Genomic DNA, 19,078 nt, shown 5'->3' on the forward strand with positions numbered 1-19,078 from the left:
CTGATGTCTGACAGCAACCAGCACACCGAGCCCCTCGTGACGGAGGAGCCGCAGGACGCGGAGCAGTCGGCCGGCAAGTGCCCGGTCATGCACGGTCTGACCCACCCGACCCAGGGTTCGCCCAACCAGCAGTGGTGGCCCAACAAGCTCAACCTGAAGGTCCTGGCCAAGAACCCGGCCGTGGCCGACCCCTACGGCAGCGACTTCGACTACAAGTCCGCCTTCCTCGGTCTGGACCTCGCCGCGGTCAAGGCCGACATCGCCGCCACGCTGACCGACTCCAAGGACTTCTGGCCGGCCGACTTCGGCAACTACGGCCCGCTCTACGTCCGGATGGCCTGGCACTCGGCCGGCACCTACCGCGCCCAGGACGGCCGCGGCGGCGGTGGGCACGGCCAGCAGCGCTTCGCCCCGATCAACTCCTGGCCGGACAACGGCAACCTCGACAAGGCCCGCCGCCTGCTGTGGCCGGTCAAGAAGAAGTACGGCCGCGCGCTGTCGTGGGGCGACCTGATGATCCTGGCCGGCAACGTCGCACTCGAGGAGATGGGCTTCCCGACCTTCGGCTTCGGCGGCGGCCGTCCCGACGTCTGGGAGGCCGACGACGACGTCTACTGGGGTCCGGAGTCGGAGTGGCTCGACGACCAGCGCTACACCGGTGAGCGCGACCTCGAGGACCCGCTCGCCGCGGTCCAGATGGGCCTGATCTACGTCAACCCCGAGGGCCCCAACGGCAACCCCGACCCGCTGGCGTCGGCCGTCGACATCAAGGACACCTTCACCCGGATGGGCATGACGGTCGAGGAGACCGTCGCGCTGATCGCCGGTGGCCACACCTTCGGCAAGACCCACGGTGCCGGTGACGCCGCGAACGTCGGTCCGGAGCCCGAGGCCGCCCCGATCGAGGAGCAGGGCCTGGGCTGGCGCTCGTCGTACAAGTCCGGCAAGGGCATCGACGCCATCACCTCCGGTCTCGAGGTCACCTGGACCTACCACCCGACCCGCTGGGACAACGAGTTCTTCCACATCCTCTTCGCCTACGAGTGGGAGCTGTTCACCTCGCCCGCCGGTGCCCACCAGTGGCGTCCGAAGAACAACGGCGGCGCTGACCTGGTGCCCGAGTCGTTCGGCGACGCCAAGCGCGAGCCCCGGATGCTGACCTCGGACCTCGCGCTGCGCGAGGACCCGGAGATGCGGGAGATCTCGCTGCGGTTCAAGGACGACCAGGACGCCTTCACCGACGCCTTCGCCCGCGCCTGGTTCAAGCTGACCCACCGCGACATGGGCCCGAAGTCGCGCTACCTCGGCGCCGAGGTCCCGGCGGAGGACTTCGTCTGGCAGGACCCGATCCCGGCCGGCACGCCGCTGACCGACGCGCAGGTCGCCGACCTCAAGGCCGCGATCGCCGGCGCGGGCCTGTCGGTGTCGCAGCTCGTCTCGACGGCGTGGGCCTCGGCGTCGACGTACCGCAGCTCCGACAAGCGGGGCGGCGCCAACGGTGCCCGGATCGCCCTCGAGCCGCAGAAGTCGTGGGCGATCAACCGTCCGGCCGAGCTGGCCGTCGTGCTCGCGAAACTCCAGGAGATCGCCACCGCGCAGGGTGCCTCGCTCGCGGACACGATCGTCGTCGCCGGTTCGGTGGGCGTCGAGCAGGCGGCCAAGGCCGCCGGTGTCGACGTGACCGTCACGACCACCACCGGTCGCGGCGATGCCACCCAGGAGCAGACCGACATCGAGCTGACCAGCTTCCTCGAGCCCAAGGCCGACGGCTTCCGCAACTACCTCGCGAAGTCGAGCAAGTTCCCGGCCGAGTTCACCCTGGTCGACCGCGCCAACCTGCTCGGCGTCAGCGCCCCGGAGCTCACCGCCCTCGTCGGCGGCCTCCGCGTGCTCGGCACCAACTGGGACGGCTCGGACCTCGGTGTGTTCACCGATACCCCCGGTGTGCTGACGAACGACTTCTTCGTCAACCTGCTGGAGCTCGGCACGACCTGGACCGCGACGGACGACTCGGAGGAGGTCTTCGCGGGCACCACCGCCGACGGCCGCACCTGGACCGGCTCCCGCAACGACCTGGTGTTCGGCTCGAACTCCGAGCTGCGGGCCCTCGCCGAGGTCTACGCCAGCGACGACGCCAAGGAGAAGTTCGTCCACGACTTCGTCGCCGCCTGGACCAAGGTCATGGACGCGGACCGCTGGGACCTGCGCTGAGCGCATGACCCGCTGAGGCGCTGAGCGGAGGCCGCCCCCCCGGGGGGCGGCCTCCGTGGCGTTTTCCGGCGCTACGGCAGGATGTGCGCCATGACCGACGCTCCGGACAACAGCGGCATCGCCTACGTCCACGCCCCCGACAAGCACCGCTACGAGATCCGCGACGGCGAGACCCTCGCCGGGTTCACGCAGTACCGCCTGCCCGACGACGTGCACGTCGACTTCGTCCACACCGAGGTCGACGACGCGTACGGCGGCCGCGGCCTCGCGGGCGAGCTGGTGGCCGCGGCGCTGGCCGACGTCCGCTCGCAGGGCAAGCGGATCATCGCGCACTGCCCCTACGTCGCCCGGTGGCTGACCAAGCACCACGACTACGACGACATCACCGACCCGGCGTCATGAGCCCGGCCGAGCGGCGCCGCAACGTCTACCTCGACAAGTCGCACCCGGCGTCGTACCAGGCCGCGGCGGCGCTCGCCCTCGAGGTCGGGGCGGCGGCGGAGGCGGCCGGGCTCGACCGGGTGCTCGTCGAGCTGGTCAACATGCGGGTCTCCCAGATCAATGGGTGCGCCTACTGCCTCGACCTCCACCGGCGTCGTGCCGTGGAGGCGGGGGAGTCGGAGCGCCGGCTGATCGTGCTCGACGCCTGGGCCGAGACCGGGCTGTTCACCGAGCAGGAGCGGGCCGCACTGCAGCTCGCCGAGTCGATCACCCGCCTGCCCGAGCCCGACGAGCGCAGGTACGCCGAGGACGAGGCCCGGGCCGTGCTCGGGGATGCTGCCTACAGCGCGGTCGCGTGGGTCGCGATCACGATGAACGCCTTCAACCGGATCTCGATCACCAGCCACCACCCGGTGAGGTAGGCCGGCGCTCAGGTGATGGTCAGGCCGCCGTCGACCGCCAGGGTCTGGCCGGTGACGTAGCCGGCCGCGTCGGAGGCGAGGAAGACCACGGTGGCGGCGAGCTCGCGCGGGTCGCCCTTGCGGCCGGCGGGGATCCGCGCCTGCTGCGCCTCGAGGTAGCCGGGCGGGTAGCTGTCGGTCATCTCGGAGGCGAAGAAGCCCGGCGCGATCGCGTTGACCCGGATGCCCTTGCGCCCCGTCCACTGCTGGGCGAGGTCGCGGGTCATCCCGATGACACCGGCCTTCGACGCCGCGTACGCCGCCTGGGGGAGCCCGGCGGTGGTGATGCCGAGCACCGAGGAGATGTTGATGATGCTCGAGCCCGGCTGCATCACGCGGCCGCAGGCCTGCGCCATCCAGTAGCTGCCGTTGAGGTTGATGTCGATCACCTGGGTGAACTGCTCGGGCGTCTCCCGGGTCGCGGGTACGGCGGTGCCGACGCCGGCGTTGTTGACGAGGATGTCGACCCGGCCGAACGCGTCCATCGCGGCGTCGACCAGCGCCTGGCAGGACGCCGGGTCGGCGACGTCGGTCGCGACGCTGAGCGCCCGGCGGCCGGCGGCCTCGACGAGCGCGGCGGTGTCGGCGAGCCGGTCGACGCGACGCGCGCCCATGGCGACGTCCGCGCCTGCCTCGGCCAGCGCCTTGGCGAAGTCGACGCCCAGTCCGGAGCTGGCGCCGGTGACGACGGCGACCTTGCCGTCGAGTCGGAAGAGATCGGTGACGGTCATGACCGCACGGTAGCGGGCCGCGACCCGGGGGCGCGGGGTCGGGCGGGTCCGACCCGGTGAGGCCGTGGCCCGACCGGCGCGCGGCGACGACTATCCTTGGGCCGTGAGTGAAACGGTCGCATCCTCCGAGGTCCGCTACGACGCCCATGCCGTCGAGGAGAAGTGGCTTCCGGTCTGGGAGCGCCTCGATGCCTTCCGCGCCGACGACGCGTCCGTGGTGGCAGGGGAGAAGCCCAAGTTCTACGGGCTGACGATGTTCCCGTACCCGAGCGGTGACCTGCACATGGGCCACGCCGAGGTCATGGCGCTGCACGACGTGCTGTGCCGCTACAAGAAGTTCCGCGGGTTCGAGGTCCTCAACCCGATGGGCTGGGACTCCTTCGGCCTGCCCGCCGAGAACGCCGCGATCAAGAACGACGAGCACCCGGCGACCTACACCTACGCCAACATCGAGACCCAGTTCGCCTCGTTCAAGAAGTACGGCCTGAGCTTCGACTGGTCGCGCCGCCTGCACACCTCGGACCCCGAGTACTACCACTGGACGCAGTGGCTGTTCCTCAAGCTGCGCGAGCAGGGCCTGGCCTACCGGAAGAACTCGCCGGTCAACTGGTGCCCCAACGACCAGACCGTGTTGGCCAACGAGCAGGTGCTGGCCGACGGCACCTGCGAGCGCTGCGGCGCCGAGGTCACCAAGAAGGAGCTGACGCAGTGGTACTTCAAGACCACCGCGTACGCCCAGGAGCTCTACGACTCGCTCGACGACCTGCAGGACACCTGGATCCCCAAGGTCGTCAACGCGCAGCGCAACTGGATCGGCCGCTCCGAGGGCGCCCACGTCACCTTCGACATCGAGGGCCATGACCCGGTCGCCGTGTTCACGACCCGCCCCGACACGCTCTGGGGCGCGACCTTCATGGTCGTCGCCGCCGACGCGAAGCTGGCCGCCGAGCTGGTCTCCGACGAGCAGCGGCAGGCGCTCGAGGACTACCTGGTCGACGTACGCAAGGCCTCCGACATCGACCGGCTGTCGACCGAGCGGCCCAAGACCGGCGTGTTCCTGGGCGTCCACGCGACCAACCCGGTCAACGGCGAGCGCATCCCGGTCTGGGCCTCCGACTACGTGCTGGCCGACTACGGCACCGGCGCGATCATGGCGGTGCCCGCCCACGACCAGCGCGACCTCGACTTCGCGCGCGTGATGGACCTGCCCGTGCGCCGGGTGGTCGACACCGGGGAGGAGAACCCCGAGGAGTCGGGCGTCGCGACCAACGGCAACGGCAGCTACGTCAACTCCGGTCCGCTCGACGGCCTCACGGACAAGACCGAGGGCATCCGCCGGGCCATCGAGCTGCTGGAGGCCGACGGTCACGGCACCGGCACGGTCAACTTCCGGCTGCGTGACTGGCTGCTGTCGCGGCAGCGCTACTGGGGCGCGCCCATCCCGGTCATCCACTGCCCGGTCGACGGCGAGGTCGCGGTCCCCGAGGACCAGCTGCCCGTCGAGCTGCCCGAGCTGCGCGGCGCCGACCTCAAGCCCAAGGGCACCTCGCCGTTGGGTGCGGCGAGCGAGTGGGTCAACGTCAGCTGCCCGACCTGTGGCGGACCCGCGACGCGCGACACCGACACCATGGACACCTTCGTCGACTCGTCATGGTACTTCTTCCGCTACCTCTCGCCCCACGACGGCACGCAGGCCTTCGACCCCGCGCTGGCCAAGGCATGGGGGCCGGTCGACTTCTACCTCGGCGGCTCGGAGCACGCCGTGCTCCACCTGCTCTACGCGCGGTTCTTCACCAAGGCGATGCGCGACATGGGGCTGATCGACTGGGACGAGCCGTTCTCGGCGTACCTGTCGCAGGGCACGGTCATCAACAACGGCCACAAGATGAGCAAGTCGCTCGGCAACGGCGTCGCGCTCGGGGCCCAGCTCGACGAGTACGGCGTCGACGCCGTCCGGCTCACGCTGGTCTTCGCCAGCCCGCCCGAGGACAACATCGACTGGGCCGACGTCTCGCCGGCCGGGTCGGCGAAGTTCCTGCAGCGTGCCTGGCGTCTGGCCGGCGACGTGACCTCGGCCCCCGGTACCGACGCCGCCGGGGGTGACGTCGCGCTGCGCAAGGTCACCCACAAGACGGTGCACGAGGCGGCACAGCTGCTGGACACCTACCGGTTCAACGTGGTGGTGGCGCGCACCATGGAGCTCGTCAACGCGACTCGCAAGGCCATCGACTCGGGCTGCGGCCCCGAGGACCCGGCGGTCCGTGAGGCCGCCGAGACCGTCGCGATCCTGCTGTCCCTGGTCGCGCCGTACACCGCTGAGGAGATGTGGGAGCGGCTCGGTCACCAGCCGTCCGTCGCCCAGGCCGCCTGGCCCACGGTCGACCCGGCGCTGCTGGTCGAGGACGCGGTCACCGCCGTCGTCCAGATCCAGGGCAAGGTCCGCGGCCGGCTGGAGGTCTCGCCCGACATCAGCGAGGCCGACCTCGAGTCGGTGGCCCTCGCCGACCCGGCGGTCGTGAAGGCGATCGACGGCCGCCCGGTCCGCAAGGTGATCGTGCGGGCGCCGAAGCTGGTCAACATCGTCGTCTGAGCACCCTCGCCGCCGTCGGGCGCGGGACGGGGACCCGACGGCTACCGATAGCCTTCAGCGCATGTCGATCGTCGTGGTCACCGACTCCACCTCGACCGTCCCGGCCGAGGTCGCGGAGGCCAGCGGGGTGCACGTCGTCCCGTTGCAGGTGGTCATCGACGACGACGTCTACGACGAGGGCGCCGAGGAGGTCACCCCCGAGCGGCTCGCGGTCGCGCTGAAGGAGAAGCGCGCCGTGAGCACCTCCCGGGCCTCGCCCGCGGTGTTCGCGGACCTGTACGAGCGCCTCGCCGCGGAGGGCGCGACCGAGATCGTCTCGATCCACCTCTCCGCGGAGGTGAGCGGCACCTTCGAGTCGGCCCTCGTCGCGTCCCGGCAGGCGCCGGTCCCGGTCATCTGCGTCGACACCCGGCAGGTCGGCGTCGCGAGCGGGTACGCGGTCGAGTCGGCCCTCGACGTCATCGCCGCCGGCGGTACGGCGGCCGAGGCGGCCGAGGCGGCGCGCGACCGCGCCGCCGGCGCGACCTCCCTGTTCTACGTCAACAACCTCGAGTACCTCCGCCGCGGGGGGCGGGTCGGCGCGGCCGCCGCCGTCTTCGGCGGGGCGCTCGCGGTCAAGCCGCTGCTCGGCATCGTCGACGGCGTGATCTCACCGCAGGCCAAGGTCCGCACCGCCGCCAAGGCGATCGCCCGCCTCGAGGCGCTCGCCGTCGAGGCGGCCGCGGACCGGCGGGTGGAGGTCTGTGTCGCCCACCTGGCGGCCGAGGAGCGGGCCATGGCGATGGCGCAGCGGCTGGCCGAGGAGCTGGGCGAGCAGCTGGTGCCGGCGCGCTCCGGCGAGCCGGTGCGGTGCGTCGAGCTCGGCGGCGTGCTCGGCGCGCATGTCGGCCCGGGCATGCTGGCGATCTGCGTGGCGCCGGTTCTCTGAGCTCTCCAGGTCTCCTGCGTCCCTCTGGTCACGGACGGGTGCGTCGGCCGTCCACAGACGGGTTCTCGACGGTGGTGGTCCCCAGGCGGGTCGGCGCCGGCAGCCGGTGGGCCGGAGGCGGGCCTAGCGTGCCGCCATGTCCGTTCGCCGCTCCGCCGCCCGCCCCGACTCGCCCGGTGCCGACGCCGCGGCGCGCCGCCTCGCGCTGATCGCGGCCGACCTCGGCGTCACCCCCGCCACTGACGCGGATCCCGAGCCCTGGTGGGCCGACCACACCCGGGTCGCCGACGCCCCCGGGCCCGAGCGGGTGGGCCCCGGGGCACCGGCCGCGGTGACCCCGCTCCCGGTCGAGCGGGAGGCGCCGGCACTGCCGGTGCCGGGCCGGCACGCGTCCCGCCGACGACGCCCCCGTCCCGATCCCCGCGACGCCCTCGCTCCGCTCGCCGGCCGGTTGCCCGCCCTCGGCCTGCCGCAGGTCGCGGTCGTCGCGCTCGCGGTGGCCCTCGGGCTCGCCGTCACCACCTGGTGGGTGCTCCGCGACCGCACCGAGCCGCTCGCGCCCGTGTCCGCCGGCGCAGCCGCGCCCCTCGTCGCCACCGCCCCGTCCGCCTCCCTGTCCATCGCCCCGTCCGTCTCCCCGTCCACCTCCCGGCAGCCCACCCCCGGTTCCGCGGACCCGTCGAGCGGCTCGGCCACCGTCACCGTCGACGTCGCGGGGAAGGTGCGCCGTCCGGGGATCGTGGTCCTCAGCGCGGGGGCGAGGGTCACCGACGCCCTCGCGGCCGCCGGCGGCGCCCGCAGGGGCGTCGACCTGACCCCGCTCAACCTGGCCCGGGTGCTCGTCGACGGCGAGCAGATCGTGGTCGGCGCTCGGTCTCCCGGTGGGGCGGTCGCGCCGACCGGGGGGAGCGGTGCGGGCGCGAGTGGGCCGGCCGGGCCGCTGGTCAACCTCAACACCGCTGGTCAGGCCGAGCTGGAGGGCCTGCCCGAGGTGGGGCCGGTCACCGCGCAGTCGATCATCGCCTGGCGCGAGGCCCACGGCGGGTTCACCAGCATCGACGAGCTGCTCGAGGTCGACGGGATCGGGCCCAGGACGCTCGAGCAGATCACCCCGCACGTGACGGTGTGAGTCGCAACGATGTCGACGGACGGGTCAGGTGGCGCCGAGGAGCGCACGGTGCAGCACCGCGATCAGCTCGCCACGGGTGATCATGCCGACGAGCCGCCCCGCGTCGTCGACGACGGGGAGGTTCTTGTAGCCCTCGGCGGTCATGAGCGGCACCAGCTCGGCCACCGGGGTGCCGGCCGCGATCGTGGTGACGTCGGTCCGCATGATCGACTCGACCGGCTCGAGCTCGACGATGTCGCGGGTGAACAGGTCGATGATCGACACCACCCCGACCACCCGCCGCTCGTCGTCGACGACGGGGAGCGTCTTGACCTGGCGCTGGACGAGCAGGGTCCGCGCCCGGTAGATCGACTCGAACGGGTGCACCACGACGACGTCGGTGCTCATGATCCCCGAGACGGGGATCGCGCCCAGGCGCCGGTCGAGGGCGTGGGTCTCGGCGTCCCGCACGATCGAGACGATGTCGGCCGGCAGTACGTCGAGCCGGTCGGCGATCCGGTTCATCGCCTGCTCGACGTCGGGCGTCGTGATGCCGAGGGCGGCGGCCGCGGGGGAGGTGTCCGCCGGCAGGGCGGGCCGGTGCGGGTACCTCCGGCCGGTCAGGTTGTTGACGACGACCGCGACCAGCAGCAGCACCACCGTGTTGACCGCGACCGGCGTGAGCACGAAGAGCGGGCCCTGCTCGGCGATGGCCGGGGTCGCGGTCGCGGCCAGCAGCGCGCAGGCGCCGCCGGGCGGGTGCAGGCAGCCGAGCAGCATCATGGCGCCGATCGCGGTGCCCACGCCGACGGCGGCGGCGAGGAGGACGTCGTCGACGATCCAGTGCGCCGTCAGGCCGATCGCCGTCGAGACCAGGTTGCCGCCGAGAACCGGCCACGGCTGGGCGAGCGGACTGGCCGGCACCGCGAAGAGCAGGACCGCACAGGCGCCCATCGGTGCGACGATGAACGGCAGCAGCTCGGGACCACCCGGGACGGCCCGCGCGGTCGCGCCGGCGACGGCGATCCCGAGCAGCGCGCCGAGCGCGCCGCGGGCGAGCTCGGCGGAGGTGTAGCGGGTCACCTGCCCGACCCTAGGGCAACCCGCCCCGACCTGCGGATGCCCGTGCTGGGTGCCGCGGCCTGGGTCGGCGGCATCACTGCCCGGCAGGGCGGGAACGTCGCGTACGCCGGCCTGCTGGGTCTCGCCGGCCTGCTCTGGGCGACCGCACCCCGACTCCCGCCGGGCCTGGTCCGGCTGCTGCTCGCCGCTCTGCTGGTCGCCGCCGCGGCCGTCACCGGGACCGTGCTGCGCCACGACGCGGTCCGCGGGTCGCCGCTCCACGACCTCGCCGCCGAGCGGGCGACCGCGGACCTGGTCGGCACGGTCGTGTCCGATCCGCGGGTGATCGTGGGGCGGGCCGGTCCGCAGGTCGTGGTCCGGCTGCGGGTGCAGGAGGTGACGTCGCGCGGCCGCCGGTTGCGCACGGGCGGCAGCGTCGTCGTCATCGGCTCCCCGGCCTGGTCGGCCTCGGGGCTGGGCGAGCGGGTGGTGGCCGAGGGCCGGCTCGCGGAGTCCGACGAACCGGGCACGGCAGCGTTGCTCACCGGCGCCCGCGACCCCGTCCGGGTCCGCGGCGCCGACCCGTGGTGGCGGGCCTCCGCCGCGGTCCGTGCCTCGATCCGGCACGCTGTCGCGCACCGGCCGCCCGACCAGGCCGGACTCGTCCCGGCGCTGGTCGATGGTGACGACGCCAGCCTGCCGGACGACCTCGAACGCGACTTCCGGACGACCGGACTGACCCACCTGACCGCGGTGAGCGGCACCAACCTGACCCTGGTCGTCGGCTCGCTGCTGCTGGTCGCCCGGGCTGCGGGGGTGCGCCGCCGCTGGCTCGCGGTGGTCGGCCTGGCCGGGATCGTCGGGTTCGTGCTGCTCGCCCGGACCGAGCCGAGTGTGCTCCGCGCGGCGGTGATGGGCGTCGTCGGCCTGTTCGCCTTCGGCCCCGACGGCCGCCGCCGCGGGCTGCGCGCCCTCGGCGTGGCGGTCGCCGCGCTGGTCCTGGTCCAGCCCGACCTCGCCGTCGCGGCGGGGTTCGCGCTGTCGGTGCTCGCGACCGCCGGGATCGTGCTGCTGGGCCCGCCGCTGGCCACGGCGCTGGCGCGATGGCTGCCGCGCCCGGTGGCCGAGGCGATCGCGGTCCCGACCGCGGCCCAGCTGGCCTGCACGCCCGTGATCGCCGGCCTGTCCGGCGAGGTGAGCCTGGTGGCGATCGGCGCCAACCTGCTCGCGGGGCCGGCGGTCGGCCCGGCCACCGTGCTGGGCCTGGCCGGCGGCCTGGTCGGGCTGGTCTGGCCGTGGGCCGGGCGGCTGTGCGGCACGCTCGCGGGCTGGAGCGTGGGCTGGATCATCGCCGTCGCCGAGCACGCCGCCGCCCTGCCCGGGGCCGCCGTCGGCTGGGGGAGCGGCGCGTTCGCCCTCGGCGGGCTCGTCGTGCTCTGCCTGCTGGCCGGCCTCGTCCTGCCGCGGCTGGTACGCCACCGCGCCGCCGGCGCGGTCCTCGCCGTGCTGCTCCTGCTCGTCGTGCTCGGGGTGCCGGGCCGGCTGTGGTCGGCGGCGTCGGGCGGGTGGCCGCCGCCGGGATGGGTCCTGGTCGCCTGTGACGTCGGCCAGGGCGACGCGCTCGCGCTCGCGGTCGGCAGTGGAGCGGCGATCGTGATCGACGCCGGGCCGGACCCGCGGGCCGTCGACGGGTGCCTCGACCGGCTGGGCGTCGAGCAGGTGCCGCTGGTCGTGATCACCCACTTCCACGCCGACCACGTCGACGGGCTCGAGGGGGTTCTCGACGGACGCAGCGTGGGCGGGATCGAGACGACGCCACTGGCCGACCCGCCGGGCGGGGTGGACCGGGTCCGGCGGGCGGCGCAGGCGGCGGGCGTGCCGGTCGCGCCGGTGTCGTACGGCGGGACGAGGCGGGTGGGCGCTGCCACGCTGCAGGTGCTCCATCCCGACCTGGCCCGGGCCGGCGACGGCCCGGTCGAGGGACCGGGGGACGGCAGCACCGCCAACGACGCTAGCGTGGTGCTGCTGGTCGTGGTGGCCGGAGTACGGCTGCTGCTGACCGGCGACGTCGAGCCTCCTGGCCAGGCCCAGGTGGCCCGGCTGGTGGGCGACCTCGACGTCGACGTGCTCAAGGTGCCCCACCACGGCAGCCGCCACCAGGACCTCGACTGGTTGACCTCGCTGCGTCCGGAGGTGGCGCTGGTGTCGGTGGGCGCCGACAACGACTACGGCCACCCGTCCGCCGCGGTGCTCCGCGGCCTGCAGGGCGCGGGGGCGCGGGTGCTGCGGACCGACCGAGACGGCGACGTGGCCGTGGTCGCGGACGGCTCGGGTGTCGTCCGGACGGTCAGCCGGGAGTGAGGCCCCGTGTTGTCGGCGACGTGCCGCGTGCCGTGTCGGGGGCGTGTGGGAGGGTGGGCGCATGCGGGCCGAGGACGTGCTGGGCCGGGTCATCCTGGTCACCGGCAAGGAGGAGTTCCTCGGTGCCCGGACCGTCGACGACGTCAAGGCGGCGGTGCGCGCCCACGACGCCGAGGCCGAGTTCGCCGACAGCTCGGCGTCCGACCTGACCCTGGCCACGCTGGGGGAGATGGCGGCGCCGTCGCTGTTCTCCGCGGTGCGTTGCGTCGTGGTCCGCGGCCTGGAGAACCTGCCCGACGAGTCGGTCGAGGGCCTGCTGGGGTACGCCGCGGCGCCGGTCGAGGACGTCGCCCTGGTGCTCGTCCACGGCGGCGGCCAGAAGGGCAGCGGCGTGCTCACCAAGCTCCGCAAGCTGAAGACCGTCACCGAGCACAAGTCCGAGGAGCTCAAGGCCTCGGACTACCCGGGCTTCGTGGCCAACGAGGTCCGCCGCCACGGCGCGGGGATCGACCGCGAGGCGGCCGACGTGCTGATCGAGGCGGTCGGCCGCGACCTGCGCTCCCTCGCCGGCGCCGCCCACCAGCTCACCAGCGACTTCCCCGGCGAGCGGATCAGCGAGGACCAGGTCCGCCGCTACTTCGGCGGCCGGGCCGAGGCGAAGTCCTTCGCCGTCGCCGACGCCGCCTTCGCCGGTCGCGACCGGGTCGCGCTGGAGGAGCTGCGCTGGGCCCTCGACGCCGGCACCGCGGCCGTCCTGATCACCTCCGCGTTCGCCGGCAGCGCCCGCGGCCTGGCCCGGCTGGTCAGCGCCCCCCGCGGCATGCGCGACGCCGACCTGGCCCGCGAGGTCGGCGTCCCGCCGTGGAAGCTGCGCTCGCTGCGCGACCAGGCCCGCGGCTGGACCGACGCCGGCCTGGCCCGCGCCATCCGGGCCGTCGCCCACGCCGACGCCGACATCAAGGGCGCGGCCAGCGACTCGTCGTACGCCCTCGAGCGGCTGGTCCTCACCGTGACCTCCCTGCGCCAGCGTTGAGTTGCCACTTTCTCACCGTTGAGTTGCCCCTTCCTCGCCGTCGAGATGCGTTCGCCGGCCGCACCCGACCGCCGTTCCCGACAACTCAACGGTGAGAAAGTGGCAACTCAACGCCACGGGCCGGTGAGAAATCACGAAGGGAGCCCCCGCGAGCGGGGACTCCCTTGACGTGATGGCTCAGGACCGGAGCCAGCAGGGTGGTCTCAGAGAGAGGCGGCCTGCTTCGCGATCGACGACTTGCGGTTCGCGGCCTGGTTCTTGTGGATGACGCCCTTGGAGGCGGCCTTGTCGAGCTTCTTGGTGGCCTCACGGCCGAGCGCGACGGCAGCGTCCTTGTCGCCGGCCTCGGCGGCCTCGCGGAACTTGCGGATCGCGGTCTTCAGGCCGGACTTGACGGCCTTGTTGCGCTCGTGACGCTTCTCGTTCTGCTTGTTGCGCTTGATCTGGCTCTTGATGTTCGCCACGGGTTACTCGCCTCTGTAGTCAGGTGGAATGCTGGTTCTGGTCCGGAGCGCGGCTCGGTCACCGTTTCGGCCCACCCCGACGGCTGTCGGAGGGCGGGCGGCAGGGAACGCGTAGTCGCGACCAGCAAGGCTAACAGTGGGTCGATCCGCCTCCCAAATCGGGCAGACCGGGGCCCGCGCGTGAGCTCTCGCGGCCGGCGTTCCCGCCCGGCGTCCCGTTGATCGTGCCGACCATCTCGTCCGGGCTCCGGGGCGATCGGCCGCGGCTGGGGGCCACGGGGGCCACGAGGTCAGTCCACCCAGCCGCGCCGCTCGGCCAGCCAGTGGTCGACGACGTCGCGCTGCCAGGCCTGTGCCGCACGCAGGTGGGGCGAGGTGGCGGGGACCGGCTGGTCGGCGCTGGCGGCGAAGTAGCCGAGGACCAGCGCCAAGAAGACGTCGATGTGCTCGGCGGGCACGCTGGCGAGCAGCGGGTGGCCGGCGATGTGGGCCTCGACGTCGAGACCGTCGCCGCGCGGTCCGATGAGGAGGAGCAGGGAGTCGAGCCAGCGAGCGCCGACGGTGGGCCAGTTCCAGTCGCACAGCAGGGCCGTGCCGTCGGGACGGAGGAGGATGTTGTCGTCGCGGATGTCGGTGTGCACGAGGGTGTCGCCGGCCACGACCTCGGCGTACCGGTCAGCCAGGGCGCGCAGGTCGGTACGGCGCGGGTGGGCGACCCGGTCCCACAGGGCCGGCCATGACGCGAAGTCGTCGACCGCGCTGTCCAGCGCGATGCCCGGCGCCGGGGTCAGCGCCTCGGCGATGGCGAGCGTCATCGCCGACGCCGCGGCCAGGTCGTCGGCCGACCAGGGGCGGTGCGGTGCGCGGGCCTCGACGTGCTCGGTGGCGAGGAGGAACCAGTCGGCGACGTCGTCGGTCCACAGCAACCTCGGTGCAGGTACGGCGGCCGGCAGCCCGGCGAGCTTGCGGGCCTCCTCGCGGTAGGCATCGGCGAAGACCCGCTGCGCCTTGGTGGAGGCCGCCTTCACGAAGGTGCGGGTCCCGTCCGCGCAGGTCAGCACCGAGGCGAAGCCGGGGGTGAACCCGCTGTCCTGCGAGACCGCGTCCACGACCGGCGAGCCGAGCCGCTGCTCGACGGCGCGCCGGACGAGCGGGGGCAGGTGCACCCAGGAGAGCCGCCGGGCGGTCCGGCCGTGGGGGATGACGGTGGGGAACACGCGGCCCATCATGACCGAGGACCCCGCGACGCGCTCAGCGCGCGGCGGGGTCCAGGGTCCTGGTGTAGATCGCCGCGCCGGCGACGTCGCGCAGGGTCACCGTCAGCTGTCCGGTGTGCCCCTCGACCTCGACCTCACCGAAGAACTGGAAGCCCTGGGCCGGCGAGGCGTTGGCGGTCGGCGGCGCCGCGACGAAGTCGGCGACCGGTCCGAACGTGGCGTCGAGGGCGTTCGGCCCGAAGCCGCCCGCGTTGAGCGGACCGGAGACGAACTCCCAGAACGGGTCGAAGTCCTGGTACGCCGCCCGGTCGGGCGAGTAGTGGTGGGCAGCGGTGTAGTGAACGTCGGCGGTGAGCCACACGTGGTTGCGGATCCCGGCGCGCTGCAGTGCGGTGAGGACCCGCGCGATGTCGATCTCGCGGCCCAGCGGCGCGCCGGGGTCGCCCTGGGCGAGGCCCTCCTGCGCGGCAGCCCCGTCGGGTACGACGAGCCCGAGCGGCAGGTCGTTGGCGATCACCTTCCAGGTGGCCTTCGAGCGCTGCAGCTCGCGGATCAGCCACGCGGTCTGCTCCGCGCCGAGCACGCCGCCGTCGCCGGCTGTCTCGCGGTTGCCGGTGTTGGGGTCCTTGTGGGTGCGCATGTCCAGCACGAACAGGTCGAGGTGGCGGCCGTACCGGATCACCCGGTACACGCGGCCCTCGGTATCGGGGGAGATCGGCGCCACGGGGACGTACTCGTGGAAGGCCTGGTGCGCGCGGGCCGCCAGGACGTCGATCCGCTTCTCGGTGTAGCGCGCGTCCTCGAGGACCTGGCCGGGGAACCAGTTGTTGCGCACCTCGTGGTCGTCCCACTGGGAGACCTGCGCGGTCTCGGCGAGGAAGGCGCGCCAGTTGTCGGCCATCAGGTTGTAGCGGTATTGCCCGCGGTACTCGTCGAGCGTCTCGGCGACCTTGGTCTTCTCCGGGATCACCAGGTTGGTCCAGACCTCGCCGCCGGGCAGCGTCACCGACGCCTGGAGCGGGCCGTCGGCGTACACGTTGTCGCCGCTGCACAAGAAGAAGTCGGCGTTGCGCGACCGCATCGCGTCGGCGATCCGGAAGCCGCCGTACGCCGGGTTGACGCCCCAGCCCTGGCCGGCGATGTCGCCCGACCACAAGAAGCGGACGTCGTCGCGGCGCCCCGGCGCGGTCCGCAGTCGGCCGACGGTCGGGGCACTGGCCGCTCGGTGGTCGCGGAGGTCGACGGCGCGGATCCGGTAGTGGAGGTCGGCGCCCGGCGGCAGGTCGCCGAGGCGCAGCATGCCGGTGAGGTCGGTCTCGGGAGTGACGACGGGGCCGCGGACCGTGCGCGCCTTGCGGAAGGAGGGGTCACGGCTGATCTCGGCGACCAGCCGTGAGGGCCGGTCGGCCTTCGCCCAGAGCACGGCGGAGCCCGGCCGGACGTCGCCGGACTGGACCCCGAGCGGGAGCGCCGGCCGGTCGCCGCGGACGAGGAGGGGGGCAGCGGAGGCGCGACCGGGGAGGCGGCCGGTGACCAGGCCCGTGGTGGCGGCGGTACCGGCGACGAGGGCAGCACCCCGCAGGAGGGCGCGGCGGGAGGCGGGGGCGGGAATGTCCGAGGGCATGGCGCCAGCCCACCGTTCGCGAGCGAACGGCGCGGGGTCGGCCGGGGGAGCCGGGGGTGAACCGCGGACGGCGAATTCCTGAACCCGTCCGGCTTTGGGAGGATGGAGCCACCATGTCTGCCGCCGCCCCGCAGCCGGGTCACACCGACCCCGCGATCATCCGCAACTTCTGCATCATCGCGCACATCGACCACGGCAAGTCGACGCTCGCCGACCGGATGCTGCAGCTCACCGGCGTCGTCGGCGAGCGCGAGGCGAAGGCGCAGTACCTCGACCGGATGGACATCGAGCGCGAGCGCGGCATCACGATCAAGAGCCAGGCCGTCCGGATGCCGTGGACGGTGGCCGCCGACAACGAGGCGGGCGCCGAGCCGGGCACCTACATCCTCAACATGATCGACACCCCGGGCCACGTCGACTTCACCTACGAGGTGTCCCGCTCGCTGCAGGCATGCGAGGCCGCGATCCTGCTGGTCGACGCGGCCCAGGGCATCGAGGCGCAGACGCTGGCGAACCTCTACCTCGCGATGGGCGCCGACCTCCACATCATCCCGGTGCTCAACAAGATCGACCTGCCGAGCGCCAACGTCGAGAAGTACGCCGCCGAGCTGGCCAACCTGGTCGGCTGCGAGCCCGAGGACGTGCTCCTCACCTCGGCCAAGACCGGCGTCGGCGTCGAGGCGCTGCTCAACGAGATCGTGAAGTCGGTCCCGGCGCCGGTCGGCGATGCCGACGCCCCGGCCCGCGCGCTGATCTTCGACTCGGTCTACGACACCTACCGCGGCGTGGTCACCTACGTCCGGGTCTTCGACGGCGAGCTGTCCCACCGCGACAAGATCAAGATGATGTCGACCGGCGCGCTGCACGAGATGCTCGAGGTTGGCGTGATCAGCCCCGAGCCGATGAAGGCCGGCAAGCTGGGCGTCGGCGAGACCGGCTACCTGATCACCGGCGTGAAGGACGTGCGCCAGTCCCGGGTCGGCGACACCGTGACCGTGAGCTCGCGACCCGCCGCCGAGCCGCTCGGCGGCTACGAGCACCCGAACCCGATGGTCTTCGCGGGGCTGTACCCGATCGACGGCGACGACTACCCGACGCTGCGCGACGCGCTCGAGAAGCTGCAGCTCAACGACGCCGCCCTCACCTTCGAGCCGGAGACGTCCGGCGCGCTGGGCTTCGGCTTCCGTTGCGGCTTCCTGGGTCTGCTCCACATGGAGATCACCCGCGAGCGGCTGGAGCGCGAGTTCAACCTCGACCTGATCTCGACCGCGCCCAACGTGGTCTACGAGGTGGTCATGGAGGACGGCACCAAGCTCACGGTCACCAACCCGAGCGAGTACCCCGACGGCAAGATCGCCGAGGTCCGTGAGCCGATCGTCGACGCCACCGTCCTCGCGCCGGCCGACTACATCGGCACGATCATGGAGCTGTGCCAGCAGAAGCGTGGCAACCTGCAGGGCATGGACTACCTGTCCGAGGACCGGGTCGAGATGCGCTACACGCTGCCGATGGGCGAGATCGCCTTCGACTTCTTCGACCAGCTCAAGTCCAAGACCAAGGGCTACGCCTCGCTCAACTACGAGTTCTCCGGCGACCAGGCCTCCGACCTGGTGAAGGTCGACATCCTGCTCCAGGGCGAGCCGGTCGACGCGTTCTCGGCGATCGTCCACAAGGACGCCGCCTACTCCTACGGCGTGATGATGGCCGGCAAGCTCAAGGAGCTCATCCCCCGGCAGCAGTTCGAGGTGCCGATCCAGGCCGCGATCGGCGCCCGGGTGATCGCGCGCGAGAACATCCGCGCCATCCGCAAGGACGTCCTCGCCAAGTGCTACGGCGGTGACATCACCCGCAAGCGCAAGCTGTTGGAGAAGCAGAAGGAAGGCAAGAAGCGGATGAAGATGGTCGGCCGCGTCGAGGTGCCCCAGGAGGCCTTCGTCGCCGCGCTGTCCACCACCGGGCCGGCCGGGGACAAGCCCAAGAAGTAGCGACCGTGCCTGCCGCCACGCCGGCCCTGCTCGAGGAGTGGGGGCTCACGCCCGACGGCGAGGCATGGCGCGGCTCGCGCTCGCTCGTCGTGCCGGTCAGGACGGCCGACGGCACGCCGGCGGCGCTCAAGACCGCGCTGCCCGACGGCGGCTCCGCGCACGAGCACCTCGCCCTCCAGCACTGGCACGGGCGCGGTGCGGTGCGTCTGCTGCGGGCCGATCCCGCCCGGCACGCGCTGCTCCTGGAGCGGTTGCCCGGTCCTGACCTCGCCGAGCACTGGGACGTCGAGGCGTGCGAGGTCGTCGCAGGCCTGTACCGCGACCTGCACCGGCCGGCCTTCCCGCAGCTGCCCCTCCTGTCCCGGTACGCCGGCGAGGTGGCCCGGGCGCTCGCGGACCTGCCGCGCGACGTGCCGCTGCCGCCGCGGCTGGTCGTCCAGGCGCGTCACCTGGCCGAGCGGTTCGCGGCGGACCCCGCGACGGACGGCACGGTGGTGCACACCGACCTCCACTACGGCAACGTGCTCGCGGGCGACCGGGCGCCCTGGCTCGCCATCGCCCCGAAGGCGCTGAGCGGCGACCCGCACTACGAGGTCGCGCCCCTGCTCTGGACGAGGTACGACGAGCTCGCCGGCCGGGTGCGAGACGGCCTCCGCGCCCGCTTCCACGCCGCGGTCGACACCGCAGGGCTCGACGAGCACCGAGCCCGCGACTGGGTGGTCGTCCGAGCGCTGGACCTGGCCCGTCAGCGCCTCGCCGACCGCTCGGGGCCGGCGTTCCTCACGATGTGCGTGTCGATCGCGAAGGCGGTCCAGGACTAGGGCGTGTCTCCCAAGTGAGCGCCGTCGCGAGCGGCGTTTGC

Annotated in this window: 15 protein-coding genes; 10 read left to right on the forward strand and 5 right to left on the reverse strand. The window is 73.0% G+C overall.

The annotated features are described in order from the left end of the window. Positions 1–3: 3 nt before the first annotated feature. The 3 genes from katG (at position 4) to KU893_RS09960 (ending at position 3,074) form a co-directional block, all read left to right on the forward strand. A complete protein-coding gene (katG, locus tag KU893_RS09950; protein WP_218234192.1) occupies positions 4–2,211 on the forward strand; it encodes a catalase/peroxidase HPI in 2,208 nt (735 codons plus the stop codon). Between the two features lie 90 nt (positions 2,212–2,301). Then, complete coding sequence (locus KU893_RS09955; protein ID WP_246592398.1) at positions 2,302–2,613, forward strand: GNAT family N-acetyltransferase; 312 nt, start codon at positions 2,302–2,304, stop codon at positions 2,611–2,613. Continuing rightward, entirely contained in the window at positions 2,610–3,074 is a 465-nt protein-coding gene (locus tag KU893_RS09960) for a carboxymuconolactone decarboxylase family protein (RefSeq protein WP_218234194.1), read from the forward strand. The genes KU893_RS09955 and KU893_RS09960 overlap by 4 nt, the downstream gene beginning before the upstream one ends. A gap of 8 nt (positions 3,075–3,082) precedes the next feature. Here the strand turns inward: KU893_RS09960 and KU893_RS09965 are convergent, their stop codons facing one another. Further along, a complete protein-coding gene (locus KU893_RS09965) occupies positions 3,083–3,844 on the reverse strand; it encodes an SDR family NAD(P)-dependent oxidoreductase (RefSeq protein WP_218234195.1) in 762 nt (253 codons plus the stop codon). 103 nt (positions 3,845–3,947) lie between these two features. Here KU893_RS09965 and leuS point away from each other — a divergent pair, with 103 nt between their 5' ends. The 3 genes from leuS (at position 3,948) to KU893_RS09980 (ending at position 8,491) form a co-directional block, all read left to right on the forward strand. Further along, positions 3,948–6,434, forward strand: coding sequence for a leucine--tRNA ligase (gene leuS / locus KU893_RS09970; protein WP_218234196.1), 2,487 nt, complete (start codon positions 3,948–3,950; stop codon positions 6,432–6,434). Between the two features lie 61 nt (positions 6,435–6,495). After that, positions 6,496–7,362, forward strand: coding sequence for a DegV family protein (locus KU893_RS09975; protein WP_218234197.1), 867 nt, complete (start codon positions 6,496–6,498; stop codon positions 7,360–7,362). A 136-nt stretch (positions 7,363–7,498) separates the two neighbouring features. Beyond that, complete coding sequence (locus KU893_RS09980; protein WP_218234198.1) at positions 7,499–8,491, forward strand: ComEA family DNA-binding protein; 993 nt, start codon at positions 7,499–7,501, stop codon at positions 8,489–8,491. Between the two features lie 24 nt (positions 8,492–8,515). Here the strand turns inward: KU893_RS09980 and KU893_RS09985 are convergent, their stop codons facing one another. Further along, entirely contained in the window at positions 8,516–9,553 is a 1,038-nt protein-coding gene (locus tag KU893_RS09985; RefSeq protein ID WP_218234199.1) for an HPP family protein, read from the reverse strand. A gap of 36 nt (positions 9,554–9,589) precedes the next feature. Between KU893_RS09985 and KU893_RS09990 the strand changes: the two genes are divergently transcribed. Then, positions 9,590–11,893, forward strand: coding sequence for a ComEC/Rec2 family competence protein (locus KU893_RS09990; RefSeq protein ID WP_218234200.1), 2,304 nt, complete (start codon positions 9,590–9,592; stop codon positions 11,891–11,893). 61 nt (positions 11,894–11,954) lie between these two features. Further along, positions 11,955–12,926: a DNA polymerase III subunit delta gene (gene holA / locus KU893_RS09995; RefSeq protein ID WP_218234201.1), complete on the forward strand. Its 972-nt coding sequence runs from the start codon at positions 11,955–11,957 to the stop codon at positions 12,924–12,926. Between the two features lie 203 nt (positions 12,927–13,129). On the opposite strand, the gene rpsT is transcribed toward holA, so the two are convergent. From rpsT to KU893_RS10010, 3 genes are all read right to left on the reverse strand, one after another. Then, complete coding sequence (rpsT, locus tag KU893_RS10000) at positions 13,130–13,390, reverse strand: 30S ribosomal protein S20 (protein WP_141799468.1); 261 nt, start codon at positions 13,388–13,390, stop codon at positions 13,130–13,132. Between the two features lie 290 nt (positions 13,391–13,680). Then, positions 13,681–14,607, reverse strand: a complete 927-nt coding sequence (locus KU893_RS10005; protein ID WP_257441640.1) for a phosphotransferase family protein — start codon at positions 14,605–14,607, stop codon at positions 13,681–13,683. Positions 14,608–14,641: 34 nt separating this feature from the next. Next, a complete protein-coding gene (locus KU893_RS10010) occupies positions 14,642–16,231 on the reverse strand; it encodes an alkaline phosphatase D family protein (protein WP_218234202.1) in 1,590 nt (529 codons plus the stop codon). Positions 16,232–16,344: 113 nt separating this feature from the next. On the opposite strand from KU893_RS10010, the gene lepA reads away from it, so the two are divergent. Further along, positions 16,345–18,216, forward strand: coding sequence for a translation elongation factor 4 (gene lepA, locus KU893_RS10015; RefSeq protein WP_218234203.1), 1,872 nt, complete (start codon positions 16,345–16,347; stop codon positions 18,214–18,216). Between the two features lie 5 nt (positions 18,217–18,221). Continuing rightward, positions 18,222–19,037: an aminoglycoside phosphotransferase family protein gene (locus KU893_RS10020; protein WP_218234204.1), complete on the forward strand. Its 816-nt coding sequence runs from the start codon at positions 18,222–18,224 to the stop codon at positions 19,035–19,037. Positions 19,038–19,078 lie beyond the last annotated feature (41 nt).

This window comes from Nocardioides daeguensis (genome assembly GCF_019192965.1).
In the GTDB taxonomy this organism is placed as follows: Bacteria; Actinomycetota; Actinomycetes; order Propionibacteriales; family Nocardioidaceae; genus Nocardioides; species Nocardioides daeguensis.